Origin of the sequence: Pseudoalteromonas sp. SCSIO 43095 (assembly GCF_023650455.1) — a bacterium.
Lineage (GTDB): Bacteria > Pseudomonadota > Gammaproteobacteria > Enterobacterales > Alteromonadaceae > Pseudoalteromonas > Pseudoalteromonas tetraodonis.
This window is the reverse complement of the sequence record NZ_CP087995.1, coordinates 2931316-2956521: the sequence shown is the minus strand read 5'-3', so window position 1 is coordinate 2956521 and position 25206 is coordinate 2931316. Positions and strand designations below refer to the sequence as shown.

Here is a 25206-nt window from a genome sequence, read left to right as displayed (position 1 = left end):
TTTTTATAATTTAAAAGCCTAGCAACACTCTTTTTTATCGTTTATTTTAATGCTCTTCTCGGATAAATAATTAACTACCTATAAATAGCATGTTAAATCTTTGAACGAAGTAAAACCCACCCCAAAAATACAAAATAATTTAATCTGAATAACTATTCAAAACAATCTATTTATAAACATATTAAAATAAAAAAAACTGAAAAAAACCCCATAAAAAAGTGATGTAGCACAAAAATATAATGAATAAATATACAAAATCAAAACAAACGCCATTAAATAGCAAATCAAAAAAAACACTTTCAGATTAAAAAAACTAATACTTCACCAGCAATTTTTATCGCTTTATTTTTAACCAACCTATGGGCAAAATGCACACGTTTTCAACAGACACAACCTTGGAGCGAATACAATGAACCCAATTAATACATTAAACCAAACAGCCACAACTTACGTTGCAGTTAAACCAACTAATCGCAAAGCGAGAATGTTAGCTAAACTTAACCGTTACGGAAAAAAATTAGCACTTGGCGGTGCAATTCAATACAAATAGTCACCCAACCATGATTTTTGTATTGTTGCAGCAAACACCCAACCACTAAATGAAGTTTCTTCTTTAGCTCCATCTGTTTGCTGCCAGCTCCCTCTTCATAGCTAAAAATCATCTTTAATTTTCATAATTTACAAAAAAAACCTCATTTACGCTCACTTTTTAAGCAAACGATCTTTTTGCTATTTACACAGGCAACTCACCTAAGTATTATCCTGCATCACGACGTGGAGAGATGGCAGAGTGGTCGAATGCACCGGTCTTGAAAACCGGCAGGGGTTTATAGCCCCTCTAGGGTTCAAATCCCTATCTCTCCACCACTTAATTGTATTAATTGGTTTTTTCCGATTGATAACACGCTAAATAATGCGTCGGAGAGGTGTCCGAGTGGCCGAAGGAGCTCCCCTGCTAAGGGAGTATAGAGTTTGTAGCTCTATCGAGGGTTCGAATCCCTCCCTCTCCACCATTACTGATTACAAGCCACTTAATTGTGGTTTTTTTGTGCCCAAAAATAAGCTTTGCTGCTAATTGGGAGGGTGAGAGCCCTCGACTGGGTTCGATAAAGTGTCTGGAACAGTTTAGGCCGCTGCAAGCGTCGCGTAGCGATTGATTACAGGGCTGTAAGCAAGTCTATCCCTCCCTCTCCACCATTACTGATTACAAGCCACTTAATTGTGGTTTTTTGTGCCTAAATTTTAATAGCCTCTATTAATTTGCACTTTTTATAACGCAGTCGCAAGCGTATGCTAATAAATTAAACAAATTGTATGGTGTCACAACTTAGTGCATTATAAATGGTACTTTAAACCAGCTTAGGTTTAACCATGGCGAAGCTAATATTACTACTGTATTGTTTGGGTGCCTGTGCTGTTAGCATGGCAAATGAAGTGACGGTTTATAAATGCACCATTAAAGGAGTGCCTACTTTTAGTCAAACTCCTTGCGCTGAAGACGCTCAAGTGATCACGCTTAGAAACGTCAACATCATGCAAACAAATACGCCACAATCTGAGAACACACCAGTTGCCGATACTTCTGTTGACGATTATCTAGCGGTGCAACAAATAGAGCGTGATATTGTGCAGCTTGAGCTTAAGATTAAACAATACCAACAAGAATACGCACAAAAAAAACAGCAAATCGATTACATGACCCAAGATAAAGCAAATCGCTTAGGGGCCAGCTCAATTGCGAATGCCATTACCACTGAAACGGCGGCACTTAAGCAGCGATTTGACCCACAAATCAAGCAAGCACAACAACAAATAGAAGCACTCACTCAAAAAAAACAGCAGCTTAGTCAGCAACCTTAAGTATGTGCTTCACAAGATCAATAAATGTTTGTATCTCTGACTTTGTATTATATATGTGAGGTGAAACACGGATGCCGAGTTTACGCACATCAACACTTATTTTTGCAGCCTCTAATGCCGTTAATACACTTTGCTGATGCTCAGAAAACTGCAAAATAGCGGTGCCACTACATTGCTCTTTAGCGCTAGGTGACATTAAAAAAGCGCCCAATAGCTGCTGAATTAACTCAAGTAACATCAAGTTGTGCGATCTCACTTGTTCAACGCCAAATTCAACAATATATTCAATACTATGAGCGGCAATAATATAAGGAAGTACCGAGGGCGTACCGCCCCAAAACCTTAGTGTTTTAGCGTTATATTGAAAATGCGCAATATCAAACTCGAATGGGTTTTGATGTGAAAACCAGCCAACATCTTTTGGTTCACATTGTGTTATTTGCTTTGGATTTACCCATAAATAAGCAGCTCCTGGCCCTCCGCATAGCCACTTCACACTTGAACCAATCATAAAGTCGGCATTTAACGCCGTTAGGTCTATAGGAATAACCCCTGCCGATTGCGCCACATCAATTATTGAGAGTGTATTCGTGACTTTACTCAGCGCCACAATATCGTTTATGGGAGCTTGTACACCCGTATTAGAATAAACATGGCTGACAAACACACCATCAATCTCTGGAGTTAAATATCGCTGCCATACCTGTCTATCACTCAAGTCTTCATGCTCAGGGATGTAGCGTATTTTTGCACATTCAGGCAATGCTTTTTGCATTACAAACCCCATACTGGGAAAGTCAGCCTGTGCCATTAATACCGTACACTGTGGTTTATTAAATACGGGGTGTGACATAACCAATTTAGTTAAACCACTGGATAAATTAACCTGAGGACAAAATTGCTCACTAGGCGCATTAAACAACTGCCCTAATGCCTCAGTAAATCTTTCAATGGCGGGTAACCACTGTTGCCATGGCTCTTTTACACTTTCTTGCCAAGGAGTAAAAAAATGTTCAGTGGCATTTTCTAAGCTCGTTTTTAATGGGCGGCCAACAGAGTGGCTTAGTAAATAACAACCCTGTGGCATACAAAAATCATTTTTAGCCATATTAATTAATCCACTGTTTTAGCGTGTTTAAATCATCAAAGCGCGTATTTATGTCGTCACGCTTTGCCGCGGCACGCCTATCTCTTAACTTAGCTAATGAATCAAGCAGTACCGGTAGAGGAGGTCCACTGGCAGTGACTTTACTCATATGCTGTTGTTGCATGTGCTGTGATGGCTGAGCAATAAACTTTTCCACCAACTGATTATGATGACCGATAGCGGTGTCGCCATGTAATTTACACACTTGAATAAATAGTTTGCCGTGCTTTTGAAACCACTTTGTATTTTTATATTGTTCGGCCTCTAAAAAATCATCCATTAGGCTTTGCATACGCATGGCTTCACGAAGTATTTGTTGATCCTCTGGCATCATATATAAAAATTTATCCACCAGCATTTGCGAGTAACTCGGCTCATTGGCACTGCAAAGCCCTAGCAGCATATCAATAACATTAATACCGGCAAAGTCTCCCGCATTTGCACCACGGTAAACCTCTTTACCTACCCTGTAAGGCTTGTAATATGGGCGTACACAATTAAAAAAACGTTCGGTGTCTAGCTGAGTGTATAAGGCGTTATTCGACGCTATTACATCCATTAATGCCGTTTTAACCACCTCAAGTAGTTCAGCCGTGACAGGGTGTGAAATGCCTAATGGCAGTATTTTTAATAAAGCATCACTCGCACGTTTATACGCTAAAATACCTTGGGTGTTGTAATCTAAAAAAAGGGCTTCATCATCAAGATTTGTAAACCGTTTATAGGTGCCATTAATGGCTTTATTATGCGTAGTTAGATGCGCAGTAGCAAAACGAGGGGTTACTCCAATAGAAGCACCAATATGCATAGCAAGCGCCGATGCTTCAACTAATGGTGAGGTTGTTTCTCTGCTCGGCTCTGTGATCTCATGCCTGCGACAAGCGGCCATGAACAAGCCCACATTACCAAGTAAATCAAATGCGCTATCAAATCCTTCGTCGGTATTACCTTCGGCTAATAAGTCGCTGATCAACGCATTACCTTGCTCCTTTAGTGCCAGCTTTAAGCTATCACCAACCCCCTCAACATTAGCCTTATCTGCTTGCTGCCAATACAACTCCTCTAATTGAGAGTTTAGGGCAACAAACTCAGACCTAATCCAATTATCAAATTTAGCTGTGTAAGAACTCATGACTACATCCTGTTATTATTATGTCTTAATGCTAACAAAAACCCCTGAGGGTAAAACGTCAAAAAAAATAGTAAAAACACCTTTAGTTAGCAATAATCACTACCAACATTAAAATAATTAATAAGATCTCATAGTCATGTTAGATAAAAAAGATCAGCAGTTACTGGTTGCCTTACAATCGCATGCCCGCATGTCGGTTTCTGAATTAGCCAATACCATTAACCTATCAGACACCCCTACTCTTAGGCGTATCAAAAAGCTTGAGCAGGAACATGTAATTACGGGCTATCACGCTGCAATTAACCCTAAGTCGCTCAACCTTAATGTGCTGGTTTATGCTTTCGTGCGACTAAGTCAAAACTCGGTGAGTGCGGCACAGCAATTTGAGCTGCATGTAGAAAAACTTCCCCATGTACTTGAGTGCTCTGTGATCTCAGGTAGCCACGATTATTTACTGAAAATTATTTCTCAGGATTTAGAAAGCTATGAGCAGTTTGTAAAGCACCAGCTGGGGAGCTTAAGCTGCATCGCCAATATAGAGTCAACGGTAGTACTCAAACAATCATTTAGTAAAAAGCAGCTACCACTTTAAAAATAATACTATTTACTGTCGATTCGCTATACTAAAATATCATTATAAAAATAATATTTAACAAGGATGCATGTGAAGATTTTTGGTTCAACATCCAATTCTTTTGTTTTTTACATATCGTTTGCGGTTGCTTACTTTATAACTGGTAATTTATTAACTAATTTTGCCTTTCAATCACAAGTCATCCCTATCTGGCTCCCTGCAGGTATTGCCCTAGTTGGCTGTTTTATCTGGTGGTGGCGCTTTATCCCTGCATTATTTATTGCCTCTGTCTCCTTTAATTTAAGTACCAGTGATAACGTTATCTCTGATCAAGTTTTAATTGGCAATACATTAGAGCAGGTGTTACTAATCGGCTTTGGCGCTGTGCTGCAAGGGATGATTGGCGCAGCTATTTTAAAATACTGGCTAGGTCATCCGCTGTTCTTAAAGAAACGCCAATCAATAATATATTTTATTTTTATCGTTGGTATTGTTGTTAGCCTAATATCGGCCAATATTGGCGTCTATGCTTTAAGTCAGTTTAACCCTGCTCACAGCATTGATAATCATTGGAGAAATGTTACTTTTTGGTGGCTTGGTGATTCTCTAGGCGTGCTGATCGCAACCCCCTTTTTATTAGCGTTATTACAACCTAAATTTAAACGCCATGATGTTACCCCATTACCTACTATCGCAGTATGCTCGGTATTATTCATCTCAGTAGCCTTAACCACTAAGCTATATAACCAAGAGACTTATTCAAATTCAATACAAATTGCCAAGCGCGAAACATCTATTATTGAAAACAGTTTGCTGAGCAATTTAAACCTCAGCCAAATAACCGTACAAAGCCTTGCAAGCCAAATACAATCAACGCCAACTTTAAGCAGGCAAGAGTTTAATAGCTACAGTGCCCAACTATTGGCTGAGCATTCATTTATTAAAGCATTTTCATGGAATCGTAAAATTGATCCCGCTCAGGTCAGTGACTTTAACAAACAGCTTAATGAAATTTATAACGCATACAACTTTGATCCAAGCATTAAAGGGGCACCATTATCAAACAATGACCCATTGGTGGTTATTACCTATATTGCCCCTTTTGCAGAAAACCAATCAGCGATAGGTTTTAATCTTAATTCTCGAAAAGATCGCCGTGAAACTTTGCTCGACCCACGTATCAAAATTCGCCCGATAGGGACTAAAATAATTCAATTAGTTCAAACACAGCAATCTGAACCCGCGTATTTATTATTTGCTCCCGTGTATCAACAAAATAATGAGGTTGCCTCAATTAAAGGTTACGCAACAGGTGTATTTTTAGTAAAAAACATACTTGCTCAGTCGCTTACGCAAGCACAAAATAAAATGTTTAATATCGCTATTTATGAAGCCAATGCTATCAATCCGTTTTATTCAAATGCCGAAAATATTCCAACCAAAAGCAATAAGCTTACAACTATCAAAATTGATTTTGCAGGGCAAACATGGTTCGTTGATTTAACCATTAAAGATGAATTTCTACCGCATCAAACTAATAACATGACACTCTTTTTGCTTATTTTACAGGTCATTGTAAGCTCACTCATTTTACTGATATTACTGCTGTTTAATAACCAGCACCTTGCACTCTCACGCTTGGTAGCAGAGCGTACACGCTCGCTGGTTAAGGCTAAAAAACAATCTGATTTAGCAAATCAAGCTAAAAGCCGATTTTTAGCAAATATGAGTCATGAAATTCGCACTCCGCTTAATGCCGTGATTGGCTTTTCCACTCTAGCTAAAAATGAAGATAGTCCTGAAATTCTTTCTGATTATTTAAATAAAATTAATTTAGCGTCTAAATCATTGTTAAGTTTAATAAATGATGTACTCGATATCTCTAAAATTGAATCACAAAAGCTCACCTTAGAAGTCGCTCCTTTTGATTTGAATGCGCTTCTTGCTCGGATCAGTAGTATGTTCGAGCAAAGCGCAGAACAAAAAGGCATTCTCTGGAAAGTTGATAACCAATTACCAACCGACATTTGGTTTGAAGGTGATGTTATGCGAATTGAGCAAATTTTATTAAACCTATGTAGTAACGCCATTAAGTTTACCCATGAAGGTGAAGTAAGTGTTAGCGCATACAGCAAGGAGATCACCAATAGACGTCGTCAAATTACCTTGACTATTAAGGACTCGGGCATCGGTATTGCGCTATCAGAGCAAAGTAAGTTATTTGATGCGTTCACCCAAGCTGATAGCTCAACATCACGTAAATTTGGTGGGACAGGGCTTGGTTTAGCAATCGCAAAAGAACTTAGCTTATTAATGTCTGGAGATATCAGCGTACAAAGCGAGCCAGGTAAGGGCTCTACTTTTACTCTGTCTGTCGAGTTAAATACATGTGCAGCACAACAAGTAACGTCAAAGCACACACACCAGCATGTTAATTTAAGTAAACTAAAAATACTGGTTGCAGAAGATAACAGCGTCAATCAATTAGTCATAAAAGCAATGCTTAGCTCTTTAGGGATTACACCATCACTAGTAGAAAATGGCGAATTAGCAGTAGAACAAGTTAAAGTAAATGACTTCGATTTAGTATTAATGGATTGCCAGATGCCGATTATGGACGGTTACCAAGCCACCGCCTTGATACGTCAAATGAAAAGTACTGAGCAATTACCAATTATTGCCTTAACTGCTGATGTAATGCCTGAAGATAAAGCCAATGCCTTAGCAATTGGTTTTAACGAACATCTTGCAAAACCTCTCGAACTCGATAAGCTCATACAGTGCCTATCTCAATATATTGCGCCAGATAAACCATAAAGATTTATCGAAAATAGAAAACCAAATATGGCTGTCGCACTATTACCAAAATTAATCAGCAACCCACTTAAAAAATAGTAGGCAAAGCATTATGAGCCACTTTTCACATCAATGGTTTAATAGCATCAACCAAATTGACGCAACACAATGGCATTATTTTTTTGGTAATGACCCTTTTACTCAACACGCTTTTTTATATGCACTTGAGCAAAGCCAATGTGTAAGCGCAAAAACAGGTTGGCAGCCTCACCACTTAGCCGTTTATGAAGACGATAAACTAGTTGCCCTTGCCCCTGGCTACTTAAAAGCGCACTCCTACGGTGAATATGTATTTGACTGGGCATGGGCTGAAGCTTATGAAAAAAATGGCTTAGATTATTACCCTAAATGGCTGTGCTGTATTCCCTTTAGTCCGATTGAGGGTCAAAGAATACGTATTATGCATAGCAATCCAAAGTTAGTGTATGAGTATATAACAAAGCAACTTAATACCCACTGCGCAAAACAAGCCTGGTCAGGCTGGCATGTAAACTTTTGCGATAAAGCACAAGCCTCACAGCTAAATGATGCAGGTGCCATGCTGAGAACCGGGGTACAGTTTCAGTGGTTTAATAATAGCTTTAAAGATTTTGACGATTTTTTAAAAACCTTTAATGCCCGTAAGCGCAAAGCAGTAAAAAAAGAACGCGCTAAAATATCACAGCAAAATATCACCATTGAATGGCTGCAAGGTGAGCAAATCACCACAACAGTGATGCAGCTTTTTTGTGAGTTTTATCAACGTACTTATTTAAAACGTTCAGGCCATTTAGGCTACTTAAACAGCGATTTTTTTAGCTTGCTACACGCCTTAATGGCTGAAAAATTGCTCATTATGCTAGCCAAAAAAGACCATAAAGTGATTGCCGCCACATTAAGTTTAATTGGTGACAATACCCTTTATGGGCGTTATTGGGGAGCAAGCGAAGAGGTTGATTCTCTTCACTTTGAGCTGTGTTACTACCAAGGAATTGAATATGCGATTAAGCATAATATTCACTGTTTTAATGCCGGTGCTCAGGGTGAGCATAAAATAGCACGCGGCTTTCAACCCATCACTACTTATTCTGCTCATCATATTATTCACCCCGATTTTAATCATGCTATTGCAGATTACTTAAAACGCGAACGCCAACATATCGATATTTATAAACAACAATGCAGCACTTTATTGCCGTTTAAAAATGAGTAACTGATTATTTGCAGGCATCGCAGTATCGCTAAGTAACTTAAGCCCAGATTGCACTGCAAGTTGCTCAACCGCTTCGAAATCACGAATACCACTAAGCGGATCGCGACTTTGCAATAAACTATTAAATTCATCATTACTGGGGCTGGTAAACTCCCCTTTATATTTGAAAGGGCCATATACACACACCACCCCTTGCTGGTTTAAGTGCTGATTTACTCCAGCAAAAAAACGCGTAATTAACTCCCAGCTCACTATGTGAAAAGTGTTAGCAGTATATATCGCATCCACTTTATTTACTGGCCAAGGATCGTTTAAATCAAGCAATAAAGGCGGATGCAAGTTTGCCAGTTGCACCTCATCATGCCATAACTTTATTCCTTGATGATTAACCTCTCGATCACTGGTATACCATTGTAAATGTGGCAATTTTTTGGCAAAGAAAACGCTATGCTGACCCGTCCCCGAGCCTATCTCAAGTACTGATGCTGCATTTTGCAATGCAGGCTGCAAAGCCTTAAGTATATGATTTTTATTATTTTCGCAGGCTTGTGAAAACGGTTTGGTCATACTGATGCACCTAAATTGCAAATGAATGCACAATAGTAAAACAAATTTCAACTATTCTGTCGTGAGTAAATTGACCAAAATAATAAAATAACTTTAATTTCAATATGTTAAATTATATTTACCGAGCTGGTACGCTATATGCTTTTATTAAATTACTCACTTAATGAGTACTAAACGACAAAAGGATAACATTATGTATATTTCACCCTATACCGCCGTAGACGCTGTAATGGCAATTACCGATAAAAGCTTAGATAAAACGAGTCATGAAACAGATTGTAGAGCAACGGTTATCGACTTACTTTCTCATGTAAAACATACTCAAAAGGCACAAAACAAACATGAAACAGACCAAATATTTATTCTTGGCTACAATTAAAGTTCTGTTTAGCCTTATAACTGGCTGTTTATATAAATACATTATTTAAGTCGACTTAAAATCCGTTTAAGTCGACTTTTTAGTTTTAATCCCACTTGTTAACTTGCCTTGACGCCCTCTACTTTTTAGCTATACCGTTGTAAATAGCAATAACAGCACCATATCTTTTTTTATAGCGTAGTTTAATGTCATATATTCTCTTTTTTAGGAGTACTAATGAGTAACTTTAGAACAGAATCAGATAGCATGGGCACACTCGACGTACCCGTTAACGCACTTTATAAAGCACAAACCCAACGCGCCATTAATAACTTTACGATTAGCAACCTCACCATGCCACAGCAATTTATTATTGCTTTAGCGTATATAAAACAAGCCGCAGCATTAACCAATTTAAAGCTGGGCCATTTAGATAAAACAAAAGCAAATGCAATCGAGCATGCCTGCCAAGAAATTATTGATGGTCAGCATTATGAGCATTTCCCCGTTGATATTTTTCAAACGGGATCAGGTACCAGCTCAAATATGAATGCCAACGAAGTTATTGCAAGTTTGGCTTCAAAACATGCTAATCAACCTATTCACCCTAACGACGATGTGAATATGGGACAAAGCTCGAATGATGTTATTCCCACTGCAATCGCCTTAAGCAGTGCTATCAGTGTTGATAAAAAATTACTGCCAGCACTAGCAAACTTAGCCGGCGCCTTAGAGCAAAAAAAAGCAGACATCGGTCATATAGTTAAAACTGGGCGCACTCATTTAATGGATGCAATGCCAGTGACCTTTGAGCAAACACTCAGCGCATGGCAATCGCAGGTAAAGCACGCAGCCAGCGGTATTGAGCATGCACTAATACGTGTTTGTGAACTGGCCCAGGGGGGAACAGCGGTCGGCACAGGTATTAATGCCGACCCACAATTTGCCGCTCTATTTGCCAAACAGCTAAGTGAAACAGTAGGGATTAACTTTATCCCCAGTGATAACTTTTTTTATAATATTGGATCGCAAGATGCCATTGTGGCTTTATCAGGGCAGCTGAAAGTCTATGCCGTTGCGCAAATGAAAATAGCCAACGATCTACGTTGGATGAATTCAGGGCCGCTTGCGGGACTTGGTGAAATAGAGCTTGAAGCATTGCAGCCTGGTTCATCCATTATGCCTGGCAAAGTGAACCCGGTGATCCCAGAAGCCGCTGCAATGGCTAGTGCGCAAGTCATCGGTAACGACGCCACAATTACCGTAGCAGGCCAAGCTGGCAACTTTGAGCTTAACGTAATGCTACCCGTGATTGCTTATAATATCCTGCAAAGTACAGAGATACTTGCTAACAGTGCGCAAGCACTAGCGGATAAAGCCATAACTAGCTTTAAAGTTAATCAAGCACAGATTGATAAAGCGCTGACTAAAAATCCTATTTTAGTTACTGCACTCAACCCAGTTATTGGCTATGAAAAAGCAGCAAAAATTGCCAAACAAGCTTACCAGCAAGCAAAGCCAATTATTGATATCGCCGAGCAAGAGACAGACCTATCTCGCTCAGAATTAGAGGCATTACTGAATCCAGCTAAATTAACCCAAGGTGGGTTAATGTAAAAACGCCATTAATGGCGCTTTAATATATTGATAGTAGAGTTTTTATTGCCGTAATAAATGCACCGTGTATGATAGTGATGAATAATTCATCACTATCAGGAACGATTATGCGTACTCCATTACTCGCTCTACTACTACCGCTTTGCTTAACAGCTTGCTTAGAAAGCACCTCAAATGAAACTGAGCAAACTAAAACCAATACGGTAGAAAACACGTCTACGCCGATACCACAACAAAAACTACCACAAGCGAATAGAGAAAATAAAATAGCACAGCAACTACCGGTTGATGCTGCAAAGGAAGTGTCGCTTGATGATATTAAAACAGCAAAAAATAAATTAAATAACCTCATAGCAGATAAACAATGTTCAACTAGTTCACAGTGTAAAGTCAGTGCTGTTGGTAGCCGTGCCTGTGGTGGACCAAGTGATTACATTGTGTACTCTACACAAAGCGCACCCCAAGAGCAGGTTTCAGCCCTAAGCGATACTATCACTCAATTAGAAAGTACCTATAATGTGCAAAAAGGCATGATGAGTATTTGCCAACATTTAACTGCGCCAAGCACTCAGTGTGTTGAAAATAAATGTGTTAAACTTGAAGGCTCTGCGGTAAGTGTATTTTAAGGATTAGATTATGAGTTGTTTGTCATCCGTAATTAAGCTATCAGCTACCTGTGTTGTTATGACTATGCTGCTTAGCAGTTGCAGTAGTGCACTAACATCAAGCAAAGCTCAAAACGCGAGTGAATCTGTTTTAAATACTCAACTTAATGAGCTTACAAGTAATAAAAGCTGTACAGCCAGCTATCAATGTTAGGTGTTTGCTCGCGTGTCTGTGGGGGGCCGAGTAAGTATGTTGTGTACTCAACATTAAATCACTCTCAAGAACAAGCAGAGCAATTAGCGCAAAAAATCACTGAGCAAGAACAACTAGATAATGCAATGCTTGAGTTCAAAGACTGTTCACCAGTGTTAGAAGTCCACTCTTTATGTATTGATAATCAATGTAAAACAGTTAACTACCAGTAGCAGTTCGTTTCGGTGTTAATCTAATAGTGGTATTAACACCGAAATAACCACCACCATGAAAATACACACACCTGCCTTAAAAATGTATTCCAGTGGCATTTTTTTCTGTACCCAGTAAGCATATATAAAACGCACGAAGTAGCTTGCCGCCGTGCCAAATAAAGCAAACATGAGTAAGTAGGCAATCAATAAGATATTCACAGCGGCACTTTTTTAGAAAATAATAGCCCCAGTGTAAGTATTTTACATAAAGAAGGCAAAAGGGTTACTTAGTCTTTTTTGTATGCTCAATGAGTAACTCTGCTACCTGTTGCTTTACCGCTCTTTTATCATCTACTGCCACTTCAAACCGGCTAGCCAATTGCGCTATTTCGTCATCATTTAAATTAAACGATAGTCGTTGCCGTGTTTTTTTAGACTTTACATCAAGACCTAAAATTTTACGGATCATATCTGAGGGAGTGAGCTCTTGATCGATAGCTTGTTTTTTTATCGACTTTTGTACCTCACTACTCAAATCAAATGCCATTTGCGTGGCGCGCACAGCTTGCTCTTGGCGCAACCACTTGTCTTTAGCATCACTCACTGAGCATCTCCAGGAAACAAATCAACAATATCGCTAATTGGGCGAGTTAACGTCAGTGAGACTTCTGTTTCACCTCCCTCCCAAATCTCTATATTAACGCTATGCCCTTCATCAGGAGAGGCTAAGCAAATCATTTCGCATGGTTCACCACCTTCTTGCTCATAGCGAGGCAGCGTTTGGCCACGAAAGTCTTTATTATGAAAATAACAAACATAAGGCGATTCACTTTGCTGATAGCTTTTCGCTAAAAATTGCATAAAACGCTCAGGGGTATTTTGTACCGTGATATGTGTTAATGACTCTTCATCAAAAATACGCGCAAATTCATCAAGACCAAAGATCTCTTCAACTTCATCACGCTGAATTTTTATAGAGAAGTTTGCCCACTGTTCACCATCATTTTGCTCTATTTGTAAAAACACCACTTGGCCAGTGTTAGTTTCAAGTACAAATTCAGTATCACTGCTGTGTTGGTACTGATACGTTTGCACATCAATAACGCGCAACGTTTGACCTTTAAGCCATGAAGGATAAGCAAACGAATCAATGACAGTAAACATGTCGCCTTTTTTAAGGTCACTCGCATGATTAAGCTGACGTTCTGGCTTTTTTTTAGATTTGAAAAAATTAAACATATAAGGTGCCTCTGTAAGCAAAAAAGGTAACGGAGCGAAACTCGGTTACCTTTTTGATATGGTTCTAAATGTTAACTATTTTGCTTCGCTTTAATGCGCGCTAAAATATCAGCACTTTTTGGATTCGTATCACCAATACCTGCTTCAGCCATTTTAGCTTTTAAATCGTCGCCATTAACATCTGCTTCTAGAGACTTTGCAGCACCTAATTGATCAGTACGGTCTTGTTGGCGTTGCTTAATACGCTCAAGCGACTGACGCGCCGATGTCATTGATGAATTATTAGTATTAAGCGTGCTATTTACAGCCATTGTCGCTTGTTGAACGCTTTCTGTGGTTTTAACCATAGTAAGCTGACGCTGGTTTTCTTTAATTGATTTTTCAGCATCTTTAACTTGCTGCTTCAATGTCACTATGTGATTAGTAAAGCCCGCTAATACTTGCTCGTGTTCGGCTTTCTCAGCTTCAAAGTCACCAATTTTTTCTGCAATTTCTAATGCTAATGCTTCATTCCCTTTTTCAAGGGCTTGACCTGCATACGCTTCGTGCTCAGCAATTGATGCATCTACTGCGCTAATTTTACGCTTAGTTTGCATCTCTTTAGCCATTACTTCTGTCAGGCTTTTTTTAGCACGATTCAGTGCATTTTGTGCATCGGCAATTTCTTGTTCAAAAATACGAATACCATTGGCATCAACAATTGCTTCGCCTGCTTCACGTGCGCCGCCACGTACTGCTGTAAATAATTTTTTTAAAATACTCATAATCTTAACTCCACTAACTAGCTACTAATCGTTTAAATATAAGGTCACGGCTTCTAGTGCATCTATAGCGTTATCAGCTAATGTCACTAGTTCGTGGGTAACATCATCTAGAGATGAATTTACCGACAGTGCACCAAAAATCGCGTATTTATTATCGATCTTAGCAAATGCACTCAGTGGAATTGGCACGTTTAAACGCAGTAATGTTTCGTTTAACTCGTTGCGTAATTCACTTTTTACTTCATCTTCGTCAAACAAGTAGCTAATACATAGTAATTGCTCTTGTGTTTGAGTAACAAAAATTGGAAGCTCGTCATTTCCATCAACAATGACTTGTAAAACATCTTGCTCACCTGGATTGGCAATCAAGAAAGACTCAAAGTTAGCACCCTCGGTTTCAAAAGACGCTAATTTTATTGAAAGTTCATTTAATTCCATGTCTCTGCCTTTTCGTCATATGACATATTATGTCTGAGTTAAGATTCGCATGGTCGACATATTATGTCAACCATGTTTTATTAATTTTTATACAATTCACTTTCTATTTGCCAAGCTGCTCGGTAGTAATCATATAAGCGACCAGAACCTAACCTATTGACTTCAATATCGTTCACTTGTTCAAAATAGTTATTAGGAAATGCAAAACTCGCTAATAAATATTTTTTACTAATCCACCGAGATGGCACTGGCATATCAGTTATATTGCTAATACGGGCACTAGGTGATTGCCCCATTTTAGTCGCAATAGTCCATCCCCATTGACCAAACGAAGGAATGTTTTGCTGATATTGCTCTACATAATCAAAACCTGCGGCTTTCACCGTTTTAGCAATACTTAAAAATGCCTTTTTCGCATGATAAGGCGATGTTGACTGTACCGCCATAGCACCATCAGGCGCTAATAATTGGCGTACATGATTATAAAAGTAATCGCTGTACATCTTATTAAGATCAGGGTGATTAGGGTCTGGCAAATCAATTAAAATAGTATCGAACTGCTTTGACTGATCCAGTAACTTTTCGACTTCTAAAAATGCATCGCCCACAATAATATTTGCTCGCGGGTCATGCATCGATTCATTATTGAGTGCTACCAACCGCTGTTTAATCTCTTCTGGCGGTGTGAATTTATCGTCTTCATGGCCAAATAAATTCAGTAGCTGGCCATCTAAATCAATTAGTGTGACTTCTTTGACTGGCCACTTTAATACATCACGCATGGCTAATCCGTCACCGCCACCAATAATCAAAACACGGTCATGACGATTAGATGCGAGCATTGCAGGATAAACAAGCATTGAGTGATATATTTGCTCATCAATGCTTGAGAACTGCAAACGACCATTTAAATATAGATCAGTAATTGGCTGAGGCTGATTTTTACTTAAACGCTCTGTTAGCACCACATGTTGATACTTAGTCGCCTGAGAGTAAATAACTTTATCTTTGTATAGTACGTTACTTAGGTTATCCATCCAGCTACTACCAAACTGCAAAATAAAAGCGAATAACACCAGCAGTAATATATGGCAAACCAATAACAACTTAGCAAAGCGTACATAGCTATGGTAACGCCATAAAAAGGCAAGTCCGGCAATAATATTAAATAGCGCTGTCCAAGCGGCGGCTTGCATTATTGGCATCGCGAGCATAATACTCACCCAAATTGCCGCGCCAATACCAGCGCCAATATAGTCAGCCCCATATATAGTGCCGGCGTTATTTTCTAAAAAACGTCCATAAATATGCTGGCGAATACGCGCAATAAGCGGTATTTCCATACCAATAAATAGCCCTAATATTAAGCCAAATACATAAGGTAAAAAGCGAGACCACTCTTGCAGCTTTTGAAACACGTAACCATTAAGAATGACGTCAGGTGGAATATTAAAAATACTTGATAATAAATGAGGGAGGGAATAACTCACGGCAATAATGCTGGCAATGGCTAATATACAGCCCATACCTATGAGCGCAATAATACTCTCTAGCCAAGCAAATGCGGTGAAGGCATCTTTAAACCAACGCGCTAAAAATGCACCCATCCCCATAGCTACAATCATAGTGCCTATCATGGCGTAAATTGCACTCTCAACTGAGCCGAGTACTCGGCCAGCGTAATGAGAAAGTAAGTATTCATAAATAAGGCCGCATCCTGCGAGTACGGCCATAACAGTGATCAGTAAAATATCATGCCCAAGTAATTTAAATTTACTTGGGGAAGCTTGAGTTGATGACACGTGATTATGCACCCAGTAGTGTGGCCATAGTGATCCCGACAGCAAATGACACAGCTGCAGAAATAGCGGCAACACCCACATTCTTTTGACGATTCACTTCATCTGAAATATTACAGCCAGCAAGAATGATTTTAATCGTCAGTAAGTGCAGTAAAATGAAAGCAACCAAACAAACAACGGCGCTTAGCGCCCAGTAAAGTAAACTCGCATTAATATTGTCAGCAGCATAAGGAGCAATGCCTGTTGCAGCAGTAATGGCTAATGCACTCCCAATTAAAAAGCCTGCATAACGAACACCTACTGCTAAATTACCATCAATAATAGCCTGTTGTAGGCAGTCGCCACTTTTGTTGGTACGCTTAAATAGCTGCACGCGATATTGGCTTACTAAAAGTAACACCACACTACCAATGACAAACGCAGCAATAACAATAGGAATGCCATGCCAACCTTCAGTAGCAACCCACAATAGTGCAGAGCGGATAACCACTGCAACACTTACTACATGGCCAAAATCAATAATTGACGCAGTAACGTTACCTTTGACTATTTCGTTATGTAAGCTCACTTTACGCAGCGCCACTTTATCTTGAAAAAAGTGACCCAGCTTTATAAGCAGAATTGCTAATGCACCATAGCCAAGCATTAACAAAGCTTCTTTTTGTAACGTAGCAGCAAACGCACCACTACTCACGCCCGTTAATACAATCGCAAGTGCGACTAAACCAGCGGCAAAGCTTATTCCAAATGCAAAGTTATCGCGCTCAGTAATTTCGTCATTGGCGTGTAAATTAGATACCCAACCTTTAATATACTTTAAACTCACAAATAGTAAGATGATAATTGCAAAGTCCACAGACAGTGCTTGCAAAGACCACATAGTTATTCCATTAAATTCATACATATTATTCTAACTCCAACGTTATTCTTTACTTACCACGACTTACGCCGCGCGAGGTTCTGCTACTGCTGTTACGAACCGATCCTGAATTATTGCTATAACTACTCGCTCTTGAGTAACTGCTGCGACTTTTAGGCGGCGTATAACTGCTGCGACTCAAACCTGATGCACCTGTTTTTTTACTCGCATAAGGACTAGTGAACTGCTTGCCTTGGCGTTGGTAAGATTGTCGTGTACGTATTTCTAATGCACTTTGGGCTTTTATTTGTTTAGGGCTTGAGTAACGAGTACGACCATAGTCATTGTAGTAACTATACTTACGGCGTTTACTCCAACTTCCGTATTCAACTCGGTCAAAAACATCACCCAAAATACGGTACATGCCGTACCATTGCCAAAAGCTAATACCACTACTATTCGTTTGCCAATTACCATAGTTAGGATTACCTACCATTTGGTTACCGACCCCTTCGCCTTCAGCTTTTTGGCTTATAGCACCAACTCGTGCCAAAGAACCATTCGACATATCCGCAAGCATATTAATAGGATCGGTTAAGGCATCAGAAAATAACGTTGGCTTGGCGGCTTCACGCAATAAATCAATATTGTATAAAGTGTCTTCGTAAGGAGGAATTAAGTAATTACCCTTAATATCATCAAGGCGTTGGGTTAAGCCACTATAAAGGGCTCCCTGGCGTGTGGCATCAAGGCTAACTACATCAACAACCTTACTGAGTTCAGGTTGCTGTTGTTTAAGGATACGACTGTATTCTTTAAGAATAATCGCATTACGTATACTACCATTATCAAGTGCTTTACCAAGCTGAGTAAGCTCGACATCGGCCTTTTTAATGGACTCTTGAATTGTTTGTTGTAGCTGTTCTTCTTTAGATTGACAACCAATCAGTGCTGTAAACAAACAAAACAGGCTGAGAAGTTTCCAAGCTTTTATATTCGACATTCATGTCACCTGATTTACTAAATTATCCTAGATAGTTTTACACAGGACAGTTATTAAACCAACAATGAAATTGCAACAAGATGATAATTTAGGGACTAGTTTAAAGGTACAAGGAGAATAACTGAGATCAGTAAAGGGAGAATGCTGATGGTAATACTTCAAAACTGAGGGCTTTAGGCTTAACACTGACTTGGATTTGGAGTACGTATACTACTTTGCAGCGACAGCGCATTAGTATGTCGTGGAATTGGGTCTGTTCAATTCTCTTCCTTTAACCTAATACCTTTCACCTCGAACCTGCATTTTCACTTTCCTGCATACGTAAAAAAACCCGCTACATCACTGTAACGGGTTTCTCTTATTTGGAGCCTGGTAATGTCCTACTTTCACATAGCAAATGCTACACTATCATCGGCGCTGTTTCGTTTCACTACTGAGTTCGGCATGGGGTCAGGTGGGTCCAAAACGCTATTGTCACCAAGCAAATATGGTGTAAGTTCGATTTAATCGAGCTTACTAAAATTTGGAATTCTGATAATAAAAGTCTTCAAGTATCTACTTTAGTTATATTAACTTCTTGCTTAAACTGTCGCATAAAACGCGTTTGGCGTTGTATGGTTAAGCCTCACGGGTAATTAGTACAAGTTAGCTTAATGGCTCACACCACTTCCACATCTTGCCTATCAACGTTGTCGTCTTCAACGGCCCTTCAGAGACTTTAAAAGTCTAGTGAGAACTCATCTCGAGGCCTGCTTCGCGCTTAGATGCTTTCAGCGCTTATCAGTTCCGAACGTAGCTACCGGGCAATGCCATTGGCATGACAACCCGAACACCAGCGGTTCGTTCACTCCGGTCCTCTCGTACTAGGAGCAACCCCTCTCAATTCTCAAACGCCCACGGCAGATAGGGACCGAACTGTCTCACGACGTTCTAAACCCAGCTCGCGTACCACTTTAAATGGCGAACAGCCATACCCTTGGGACCGACTTCAGCCCCAGGATGTGATGAGCCGACATCGAGGTGCCAAACACCGCCGTCGATATGAACTCTTGGGCGGTATCAGCCTGTTATCCCCGGAGTACCTTTTATCCGTTGAGCGATGGCCCTTCCATTCAGAACCACCGGATCACTATGACCTACTTTCGTACCTGCTCGACGTGTCTGTCTCGCAGTTAAGCTGGCTTCTACCATTACACTAACCGTACGATGTCCGACCGTACTTAGCCAACCTTCGTGCTCCTCCGTTACTCTTTGGGAGGAGACCGCCCCAGTCAAACTACCCACCAGGCACTGTCCGTAACCCCGATTCAGGGGCCAACGTTAGAACATCAAAACTACAAGGGTGGTATTTCAAGGACGACTCCAACAAAACTAGCGTCTCATCTTCAAAGTCTCCCACCTATCCTACACATGTAGGTTCAATGTTCAGTGCCAAGCTGTAGTAAAGGTTCACGGGGTCTTTCCGTCTAGCCGCGGGTACACAGCATCTTCACTGCGATTTCAATTTCACTGAGTCTCGGGTGGAGACAGCGTGGCCATGGTTACACCATTCGTGCAGGTCGGAACTTACCCGACAAGGAATTTCGCTACCTTAGGACCGTTATAGTTACGGCCGCCGTTTACCGGGGCTTCGATCAAGAGCTTCTCCGAAGATAACCCCATCAATTAACCTTCCGGCACCGGGCAGGTGTCACACCGTATACGTCATCTTGCGATTTTGCACAGTGCTGTGTTTTTAATAAACAGTCCCAGCCACCTGGTCACTGCGGCTCCCGTCCGCTTAGAGAGCAAGTCTCATCACAGATAGGAGCGTACCTTCTCCCGAAGTTACGGTACGATTTTGCCTAGTTCCTTCACCCGAGTTCTCTCAAGCGCCTTAGTATTCTCTACCTGACCACCTGTGTCGGTTTGGGGTACGATTCGGTATAATCTGAAGCTTAGAGGCTTTTCCTGGAAGTATGGCATCAGCAACTTCGTCACCTTGGTGACTCGTCTCGTGTCTCAGCCTAACAGCAACCCGGATTTACCTAAGTCACTAGCCTACACACTTTCACATGGACTACCATCGCCATGCTTGCTTAGCCTGCTCCGTCCCCCCATCGCAATTATACCAAGTACGGAAATATTAATCCGTTTCCCATCGACTACGCCTTTCGGCCTCGCCTTAGGGGTCGACTTACCCTACCCTGATTAACATGGGATAGGAACCCTTGGTCTTCCGGCGTGCGGGTTTTTCACCCGCATTATCGTTACTCATGTCAGCATTCGCACTTCTGATACCTCCAGCAAACCTCCCGGTTCACCTTCAACGGCTTACAGAACGCTCCCCTACCACTCAAAATAAATTTTGAATCCGCAGCTTCGGTGCATAGTTTAGCCCCGTTACATCTTCCGCGCAGACCGACTCGACCAGTGAGCTATTACGCTTTCTTTAAAGGATGGCTGCTTCTAAGCCAACCTCCTGGCTGTCTGGGCCTTTCCACATCGTTTCCCACTTAACTATGACTTTGGGACCTTAGCTGGCGGTCTGGGTTGTTTCCCTCTTCACGACGGACGTTAGCACCCGCCGTGTGTCTCCCGGATAGTACTTTACGGTATTCGGAGTTTGCAAAGGGTTGGTAAGTCGGGATGACCCCCTAGCCTTAACAGTGCTCTACCCCCGTAAGTATTCGTCCGAGGCTCTACCTAAATAGATTTCGGGGAGAACCAGCTATCTCCCGGTTTGATTAGCCTTTCACTCCTAACCACAGGTCATCCCCTAACTTTTCAACGTTAGTGGGTTCGGTCCTCCAGTTGATGTTACTCAACCTTCAACCTGCCCATGGCTAGATCACCGGGTTTCGGGTCTATACCTTGCAACTATTCGCCCAGTTAAGACTCGGTTTCCCTACGGCTACCCTAATCGGTTAACCTCGCTACAAAATATAAGTCGCTGACCCATTATACAAAAGGTACGCAGTCACAGAACAAGTCTGCTCCTACTGCTTGTACGTACACGGTTTCAGGTTCTATTTCACTCCCCTCACAGGGGTTCTTTTCGCCTTTCCCTCACGGTACTGGTTCACTATCGGTCAGTTGGGAGTATTTAGCCTTAGATGATGGTCCACCTATATTCAGTCAAAGTTTCACGTGCTCCGACCTACTCGATTTCACTTAAGATGCGTTTTCATGTACGGGACTATCACCCTGTATCGTGGCACTTTCCAGAGCCTTCCATTAACACATAATAAGCTTAAGGGCTGTTCCGATTTCGCTCGCCGCTACTCTCGGAATCTCGGTTGATTTCTTTTCCTACGGGTACTTAGATGTTTCAGTTCTCCGCGTTCGCCTCGTTAACCTATGTATTCAGTTAACGATACCTGCAAGCAGGTGGGTTTCCCCATTCGGAAATCCTAGTCTCAAGCGCTTTTTACTAGCTTGACTAGGCTTATCGCAAGTTAATACGTCCTTCATCGCCTCCAACTGCCAAGGCATCCACCGTGTACGCTTAGTCACTTAACCATACAACCCAAACGGGTCTTTGTTATGTGACAGTTTAACTTCGCCAGAAGTTAATATTGAATACTAAAGTAGATACCAATTAACTATTCTATTGAATAATTAATGGCATTTTTTACTTTTGAAAACTCTGTACAAATAACATTGTTATTTATACGAATTTTATTATCAGCTTTTCCAAATTTTTAAAGAGCAGAGAATCAAAAACTTCTCAAAATTAAACACACTCTATTCTCAGGTGATTGTGCCACCCGATAAAAGAATATTTATTTTTAAGAAGTAAAGTGGTGGAGCTAAGCAGGATCGAACTGCTGACCTCCTGCGTGCAAGGCAGGCGCTCTCCCAGCTGAGCTATAGCCCCACATATGCTGGTCTTACTGTTTGTATACCGACTTTGTTTCCAGACAAGACATGGTACAACGACGTTTAGTTCACTAAACGAGGCGTGCCATAACGTAGTATGGGAGCAAAGTGGTGGGTCTGAGTAGATTTGAACTACCGACCTCACCCTTATCAGGGGTGCGCTCTAACCAGCTGAGCTACAGACCCAAACAATAAGTGTTGTTCTCTTTACAATTAACAATCATCTGTGTGGACACTACGAACAAATAAGTTCTAAATCGTATAAGGAGGTGATCCAGCCCCAGGTTCCCCTAGGGCTACCTTGTTACGACTTCACCCCAGTCATGAATCACTCCGTGGTAAACGTCCTCCCGAGGGTTAGACTATCTACTTCTGGAGCAACCCACTCCCATGGTGTGACGGGCGGTGTGTACAAGGCCCGGGAACGTATTCACCGCGTCATTCTGATACGCGATTACTAGCGATTCCGACTTCATGGAGTCGAGTTGCAGACTCCAATCCGGACTACGACGCACTTTAAGTGATTCGCTTACTCTCGCGAGTTCGCAGCACTCTGTATGCGCCATTGTAGCACGTGTGTAGCCCTACACGTAAGGGCCATGATGACTTGACGTCGTCCCCACCTTCCTCCGGTTTATCACCGGCAGTCTCCTTAGAGTTCTCAGCATTACCTGCTAGCAACTAAGGATAGGGGTTGCGCTCGTTGCGGGACTTAACCCAACATCTCACAACACGAGCTGACGACAGCCATGCAGCACCTGTATCAGAGTTCCCGAAGGCACCAAACCATCTCTGGTAAGTTCTCTGTATGTCAAGTGTAGGTAAGGTTCTTCGCGTTGCATCGAATTAAACCACATGCTCCACCGCTTGTGCGGGCCCCCGTCAATTCATTTGAGTTTTAACCTTGCGGCCGTACTCCCCAGGCGGTCTACTTAATGCGTTAGCTTTGAAAAACAGAACCGAGGTTCCGAGCTTCTAGTAGACATCGTTTACGGCGTGGACTACCAGGGTATCTAATCCTGTTTGCTCCCCACGCTTTCGTACATGAGCGTCAGTGTTGACCCAGGTGGCTGCCTTCGCCATCGGTATTCCTTCAGATCTCTACGCATTTCACCGCTACACCTGAAATTCTACCACCCTCTATCACACTCTAGTTTGCCAGTTCGAAATGCAGTTCCCAGGTTGAGCCCGGGGCTTTCACATCTCGCTTAACAAACCGCCTGCGTACGCTTTACGCCCAGTAATTCCGATTAACGCTCGCACCCTCCGTATTACCGCGGCTGCTGGCACGGAGTTAGCCGGTGCTTCTTCTGTCAGTAACGTCACAGGATGCAGGTATTAACTACATCCCTTTCCTCCTGACTGAAAGTGCTTTACAACCCGAAGGCCTTCTTCACACACGCGGCATGGCTGCATCAGGCTTGCGCCCATTGTGCAATATTCCCCACTGCTGCCTCCCGTAGGAGTCTGGGCCGTGTCTCAGTCCCAGTGTGGCTGATCATCCTCTCAAACCAGCTAGGGATCGTCGCCTTGGTGAGCCATTACCTCACCAACTAGCTAATCCCACTTGGGCCAATCTAAAGGCGAGAGCCGAAGCCCCCTTTGGTCCGTAGACATTATGCGGTATTAGCAGTCGTTTCCAACTGTTGTCCCCCACCTCAAGGCATGTTCCCAAGCATTACTCACCCGTCCGCCGCTCGTCATCTTCTAGCAAGCTAGAAATGTTACCGCTCGACTTGCATGTGTTAGGCCTGCCGCCAGCGTTCAATCTGAGCCATGATCAAACTCTTCAATTAAAAAGTTTTATGTCTTTCGACAGCTCAATGAATTCTGAATTTATTTAATATCTTTCGATATTGAATTGACTGTGCTGCAATTCCTACCTAAATAGTTATTGCTGTTGGTCACTCAGTTTCAATTGAGACTCTAAATTTGTTTGCCTCACTTAGTAAACTAAGCTTGGCTGTTAGAACTCAATCTGTACGAGTGCCCACACAGATGATTGCTTTATATTGTTAAAGAACGTTGCGACGTTGTCGCTAGGGATGCGTATAATACATCCTTTATTTTTCGAGTCAACACTTAATTTTAAACTTTCTTACGATGATTTAAACTTAAGTTTTATTTAACTCTCTGAGTAGTTCGTGCCTCGCTATGCGTTGGCGTTCCCCGTCTCAGTGGGGTCGCATTATAGGGAGAACAGATTTTTACGCAAGTACTTTTTTAAAGAAAAACTAAAAAAACACACTGTTCGGTTAGTATCTGAGCGAAAGCAGGTGAAACTGGTAGTTTTATAATCAATATAGGCTTTGCTGGCACTAAAATAAGCGCTACTGTTACACTAATACTCTTAATATGTTTAATTTAAAGGTGCATGTATGGCAATACGTTCTTATAAAGGAATTACTCCTGCGTTTAATGAATCTGTTTATGTAGACGAGTCGTCTGTATTAGTCGGTGATATCACCCTAGGTGATGATAGTAGTGTATGGCCACTAGTTGCTGCCCGTGGTGATGTTAATCATATTCGTATCGGTAAGCGTACTAATATACAAGATGGCAGTGTTTTACACTTATCAAGAGCAACAAAGAGTAATCCAGATGGCTACCCACTTATTATTGGTGATGATGTAACCGTTGGTCATAAGGTAATGCTACATGGCTGCGTATTAGGTAACCGCATACTCGTGGGGATGGGCGCTATTATTATGGATAATGTGATTGTAGAAGATGAGGTTATTATTGGTGGCGGTGCTTTAGTACCCCCTAATAAGCGTTTAGAGTCTGGTTTTTTATATGTAGGTAGCCCAGCGAAACAAGCCCGCCCTTTAACAGAGCAAGAGCTGAGCTTTTTAAAAGTGTCTGCCGATAATTACGTGCAGCTTAAAGATGAATACTTAGCTGAAGACGCGAAATAACCACAG

General features: G+C 41.3%; 20 protein-coding genes, 4 tRNA genes, 3 rRNA genes and 1 pseudogene. 12 read left to right on the top strand and 16 right to left on the bottom strand.

Annotation, left to right across the window (positions count from 1 at the left end):
- Positions 1–409: 409 nt before the first annotated feature.
- The 4 genes from LOC50_RS13945 (at position 410) to LOC50_RS13930 (ending at position 1860) form a co-directional block, all read left to right on the top strand.
- Entirely contained in the window at positions 410–550 is a 141-nt protein-coding gene (locus tag LOC50_RS13945; protein ID WP_250653385.1) for a hypothetical protein, read from the top strand.
- A 226-nt stretch (positions 551–776) separates the two neighbouring features.
- Positions 777–867: transfer RNA gene (locus LOC50_RS13940), tRNA-Ser, on the top strand.
- A 53-nt stretch (positions 868–920) separates the two neighbouring features.
- A tRNA-Ser gene (locus LOC50_RS13935) sits at positions 921–1013 on the top strand.
- Between the two features lie 358 nt (positions 1014–1371).
- Positions 1372–1860: an RNA-binding protein gene (locus LOC50_RS13930; protein WP_028834882.1), complete on the top strand. Its 489-nt coding sequence runs from the start codon at positions 1372–1374 to the stop codon at positions 1858–1860.
- Here LOC50_RS13930 and LOC50_RS13925 read toward each other — a convergent pair.
- Both LOC50_RS13925 and LOC50_RS13920 read right to left on the bottom strand, forming a co-directional pair.
- Positions 1844–2968 carry an aminotransferase class V-fold PLP-dependent enzyme gene (locus LOC50_RS13925; protein WP_250653384.1) on the bottom strand — a complete coding sequence of 375 codons (1125 nt, stop codon included), beginning with the start codon at positions 2966–2968 and terminating at the stop codon, positions 1844–1846. The two genes, LOC50_RS13930 and LOC50_RS13925, sit on opposite strands and share 17 nt — an antisense overlap.
- A 1-nt stretch (position 2969) precedes the next feature.
- Positions 2970–4139 carry a PrnB family protein gene (locus tag LOC50_RS13920; RefSeq protein ID WP_138627393.1) on the bottom strand — a complete coding sequence of 390 codons (1170 nt, stop codon included), beginning with the start codon at positions 4137–4139 and terminating at the stop codon, positions 2970–2972.
- A 136-nt stretch (positions 4140–4275) separates the two neighbouring features.
- Between LOC50_RS13920 and LOC50_RS13915 the strand changes: the two genes are divergently transcribed.
- From LOC50_RS13915 to LOC50_RS13905, 3 genes are all read left to right on the top strand, one after another.
- Positions 4276–4731 carry an Lrp/AsnC family transcriptional regulator gene (locus tag LOC50_RS13915; protein ID WP_036980784.1) on the top strand — a complete coding sequence of 152 codons (456 nt, stop codon included), beginning with the start codon at positions 4276–4278 and terminating at the stop codon, positions 4729–4731.
- 72 nt (positions 4732–4803) lie between these two features.
- Positions 4804–7530 (top strand): ATP-binding protein, encoded by a 2727-nt coding sequence (locus tag LOC50_RS13910; protein ID WP_250653383.1) that lies wholly within the window; start codon positions 4804–4806, stop codon positions 7528–7530.
- A gap of 91 nt (positions 7531–7621) precedes the next feature.
- On the top strand, positions 7622–8761 hold the full coding sequence (locus LOC50_RS13905) for a GNAT family N-acetyltransferase (RefSeq protein ID WP_250653382.1): 1140 nt from the start codon (positions 7622–7624) through the stop codon (positions 8759–8761).
- Here the strand turns inward: LOC50_RS13905 and LOC50_RS13900 are convergent.
- The gene (locus LOC50_RS13900; RefSeq protein WP_069438746.1) at positions 8738–9328 is read right to left on the bottom strand and encodes a DUF938 domain-containing protein; all 591 of its coding nucleotides are present in this window, start codon (positions 9326–9328) and stop codon (positions 8738–8740) included. The genes LOC50_RS13905 and LOC50_RS13900 overlap by 24 nt on opposite strands.
- Positions 9329–9521: 193 nt before the next feature.
- On the opposite strand from LOC50_RS13900, the gene LOC50_RS13895 reads away from it, so the two are divergent.
- The 4 genes and pseudogenes from LOC50_RS13895 to LOC50_RS17515 all read left to right on the top strand — a co-directional run bounded on the left by LOC50_RS13895 (position 9522) and on the right by LOC50_RS17515 (position 12334).
- Positions 9522–9707 carry a hypothetical protein gene (locus LOC50_RS13895; protein ID WP_013463685.1) on the top strand — a complete coding sequence of 62 codons (186 nt, stop codon included), beginning with the start codon at positions 9522–9524 and terminating at the stop codon, positions 9705–9707.
- Positions 9708–9923: 216 nt separating this feature from the next.
- A complete protein-coding gene (locus LOC50_RS13890; RefSeq protein WP_250653381.1) occupies positions 9924–11303 on the top strand; it encodes a class II fumarate hydratase in 1380 nt (459 codons plus the stop codon).
- Positions 11304–11410: 107 nt separating this feature from the next.
- Positions 11411–11929: a hypothetical protein gene (locus LOC50_RS13885; RefSeq protein ID WP_175610069.1), complete on the top strand. Its 519-nt coding sequence runs from the start codon at positions 11411–11413 to the stop codon at positions 11927–11929.
- A gap of 10 nt (positions 11930–11939) precedes the next feature.
- Positions 11940–12334 (top strand): annotated as a pseudogene (locus tag LOC50_RS17515) (hypothetical protein).
- Positions 12335–12349: 15 nt separating this feature from the next.
- Here LOC50_RS17515 and LOC50_RS13875 read toward each other — a convergent pair.
- The 13 genes from LOC50_RS13875 to LOC50_RS13815 form a co-directional block, all read right to left on the bottom strand.
- Entirely contained in the window at positions 12350–12535 is a 186-nt protein-coding gene (locus LOC50_RS13875) for a hypothetical protein (RefSeq protein WP_008113278.1), read from the bottom strand.
- Positions 12536–12599: 64 nt separating this feature from the next.
- Entirely contained in the window at positions 12600–12920 is a 321-nt protein-coding gene (locus LOC50_RS13870; protein WP_008113280.1) for a hypothetical protein, read from the bottom strand.
- Positions 12917–13555 carry a hypothetical protein gene (locus tag LOC50_RS13865; RefSeq protein ID WP_013463680.1) on the bottom strand — a complete coding sequence of 213 codons (639 nt, stop codon included), beginning with the start codon at positions 13553–13555 and terminating at the stop codon, positions 12917–12919. The genes LOC50_RS13870 and LOC50_RS13865 overlap by 4 nt, the downstream gene beginning before the upstream one ends.
- 71 nt (positions 13556–13626) lie before the next feature.
- On the bottom strand, positions 13627–14319 hold the full coding sequence (locus tag LOC50_RS13860; protein WP_036980772.1) for a PspA/IM30 family protein: 693 nt from the start codon (positions 14317–14319) through the stop codon (positions 13627–13629).
- Positions 14320–14343: 24 nt separating this feature from the next.
- The gene (locus LOC50_RS13855) at positions 14344–14757 is read right to left on the bottom strand and encodes a YjfI family protein (RefSeq protein ID WP_004335098.1); all 414 of its coding nucleotides are present in this window, start codon (positions 14755–14757) and stop codon (positions 14344–14346) included.
- A gap of 80 nt (positions 14758–14837) precedes the next feature.
- Positions 14838–16559: a polyamine aminopropyltransferase gene (locus LOC50_RS13850; RefSeq protein ID WP_250653380.1), complete on the bottom strand. Its 1722-nt coding sequence runs from the start codon at positions 16557–16559 to the stop codon at positions 14838–14840.
- Positions 16560–16563: 4 nt separating this feature from the next.
- Positions 16564–17463 carry a DUF350 domain-containing protein gene (locus LOC50_RS13845; protein ID WP_013463678.1) on the bottom strand — a complete coding sequence of 300 codons (900 nt, stop codon included), beginning with the start codon at positions 17461–17463 and terminating at the stop codon, positions 16564–16566.
- 25 nt (positions 17464–17488) lie between these two features.
- Positions 17489–18421, bottom strand: coding sequence for a CHAD domain-containing protein (locus LOC50_RS13840; RefSeq protein ID WP_250653379.1), 933 nt, complete (start codon positions 18419–18421; stop codon positions 17489–17491).
- Positions 18422–18788: 367 nt separating this feature from the next.
- A 5S ribosomal RNA gene (gene rrf, locus LOC50_RS13835) occupies positions 18789–18903 on the bottom strand.
- A 132-nt stretch (positions 18904–19035) separates the two neighbouring features.
- Positions 19036–21922: ribosomal RNA gene (locus LOC50_RS13830) — 23S ribosomal RNA — on the bottom strand.
- Positions 21923–22204: 282 nt separating this feature from the next.
- Positions 22205–22280, bottom strand: a tRNA-Ala gene (locus LOC50_RS13825).
- Positions 22281–22391: 111 nt separating this feature from the next.
- Positions 22392–22468, bottom strand: a tRNA-Ile gene (locus tag LOC50_RS13820).
- A gap of 76 nt (positions 22469–22544) precedes the next feature.
- Positions 22545–24078: ribosomal RNA gene (locus tag LOC50_RS13815) — 16S ribosomal RNA — on the bottom strand.
- Together the 16S, 23S and 5S rRNA genes with 2 tRNA genes alongside form the textbook arrangement of a ribosomal RNA operon.
- A 582-nt stretch (positions 24079–24660) precedes the next feature.
- On the opposite strand from LOC50_RS13815, the gene LOC50_RS13810 reads away from it, so the two are divergent.
- Complete coding sequence (locus tag LOC50_RS13810; protein ID WP_138626115.1) at positions 24661–25200, top strand: gamma carbonic anhydrase family protein; 540 nt, start codon at positions 24661–24663, stop codon at positions 25198–25200.
- Positions 25201–25206: the final 6 nt, after the last annotated feature.

Bases quoted from the DNA above. Each gene is read 5' to 3' on its own strand.
- LOC50_RS13840 (WP_250653379.1), bottom strand. From the start codon at position 18,421: ATGTCGAATATAAAAGCTTGGAAACTTCTCAGCCTGTTTTGTTTGTTT.
- LOC50_RS13945 (WP_250653385.1), top strand. From the start codon at position 410: ATGAACCCAATTAATACATTAAACCAAACAGCCACAACTTACGTTGCA.
- LOC50_RS13925 (WP_250653384.1), bottom strand. From the start codon at position 2,968: ATGGCTAAAAATGATTTTTGTATGCCACAGGGTTGTTATTTACTAAGC.
- LOC50_RS13855 (WP_004335098.1), bottom strand. From the start codon at position 14,757: ATGGAATTAAATGAACTTTCAATAAAATTAGCGTCTTTTGAAACCGAG.
- LOC50_RS13860 (WP_036980772.1), bottom strand. From the start codon at position 14,319: ATGAGTATTTTAAAAAAATTATTTACAGCAGTACGTGGCGGCGCACGT.
- LOC50_RS13930 (WP_028834882.1), top strand. From the start codon at position 1,372: ATGGCGAAGCTAATATTACTACTGTATTGTTTGGGTGCCTGTGCTGTT.
- LOC50_RS13845 (WP_013463678.1), bottom strand. From the start codon at position 17,463: ATGTATGAATTTAATGGAATAACTATGTGGTCTTTGCAAGCACTGTCT.
- LOC50_RS13915 (WP_036980784.1), top strand. From the start codon at position 4,276: ATGTTAGATAAAAAAGATCAGCAGTTACTGGTTGCCTTACAATCGCAT.
- LOC50_RS13905 (WP_250653382.1), top strand. From the start codon at position 7,622: ATGAGCCACTTTTCACATCAATGGTTTAATAGCATCAACCAAATTGAC.
- LOC50_RS13865 (WP_013463680.1), bottom strand. From the start codon at position 13,555: ATGTTTAATTTTTTCAAATCTAAAAAAAAGCCAGAACGTCAGCTTAAT.
- LOC50_RS13920 (WP_138627393.1), bottom strand. From the start codon at position 4,139: ATGAGTTCTTACACAGCTAAATTTGATAATTGGATTAGGTCTGAGTTT.
- LOC50_RS13890 (WP_250653381.1), top strand. From the start codon at position 9,924: ATGAGTAACTTTAGAACAGAATCAGATAGCATGGGCACACTCGACGTA.
- LOC50_RS13900 (WP_069438746.1), bottom strand. From the start codon at position 9,328: ATGACCAAACCGTTTTCACAAGCCTGCGAAAATAATAAAAATCATATA.
- LOC50_RS13885 (WP_175610069.1), top strand. From the start codon at position 11,411: ATGCGTACTCCATTACTCGCTCTACTACTACCGCTTTGCTTAACAGCT.
- LOC50_RS13895 (WP_013463685.1), top strand. From the start codon at position 9,522: ATGTATATTTCACCCTATACCGCCGTAGACGCTGTAATGGCAATTACC.
- LOC50_RS13810 (WP_138626115.1), top strand. From the start codon at position 24,661: ATGGCAATACGTTCTTATAAAGGAATTACTCCTGCGTTTAATGAATCT.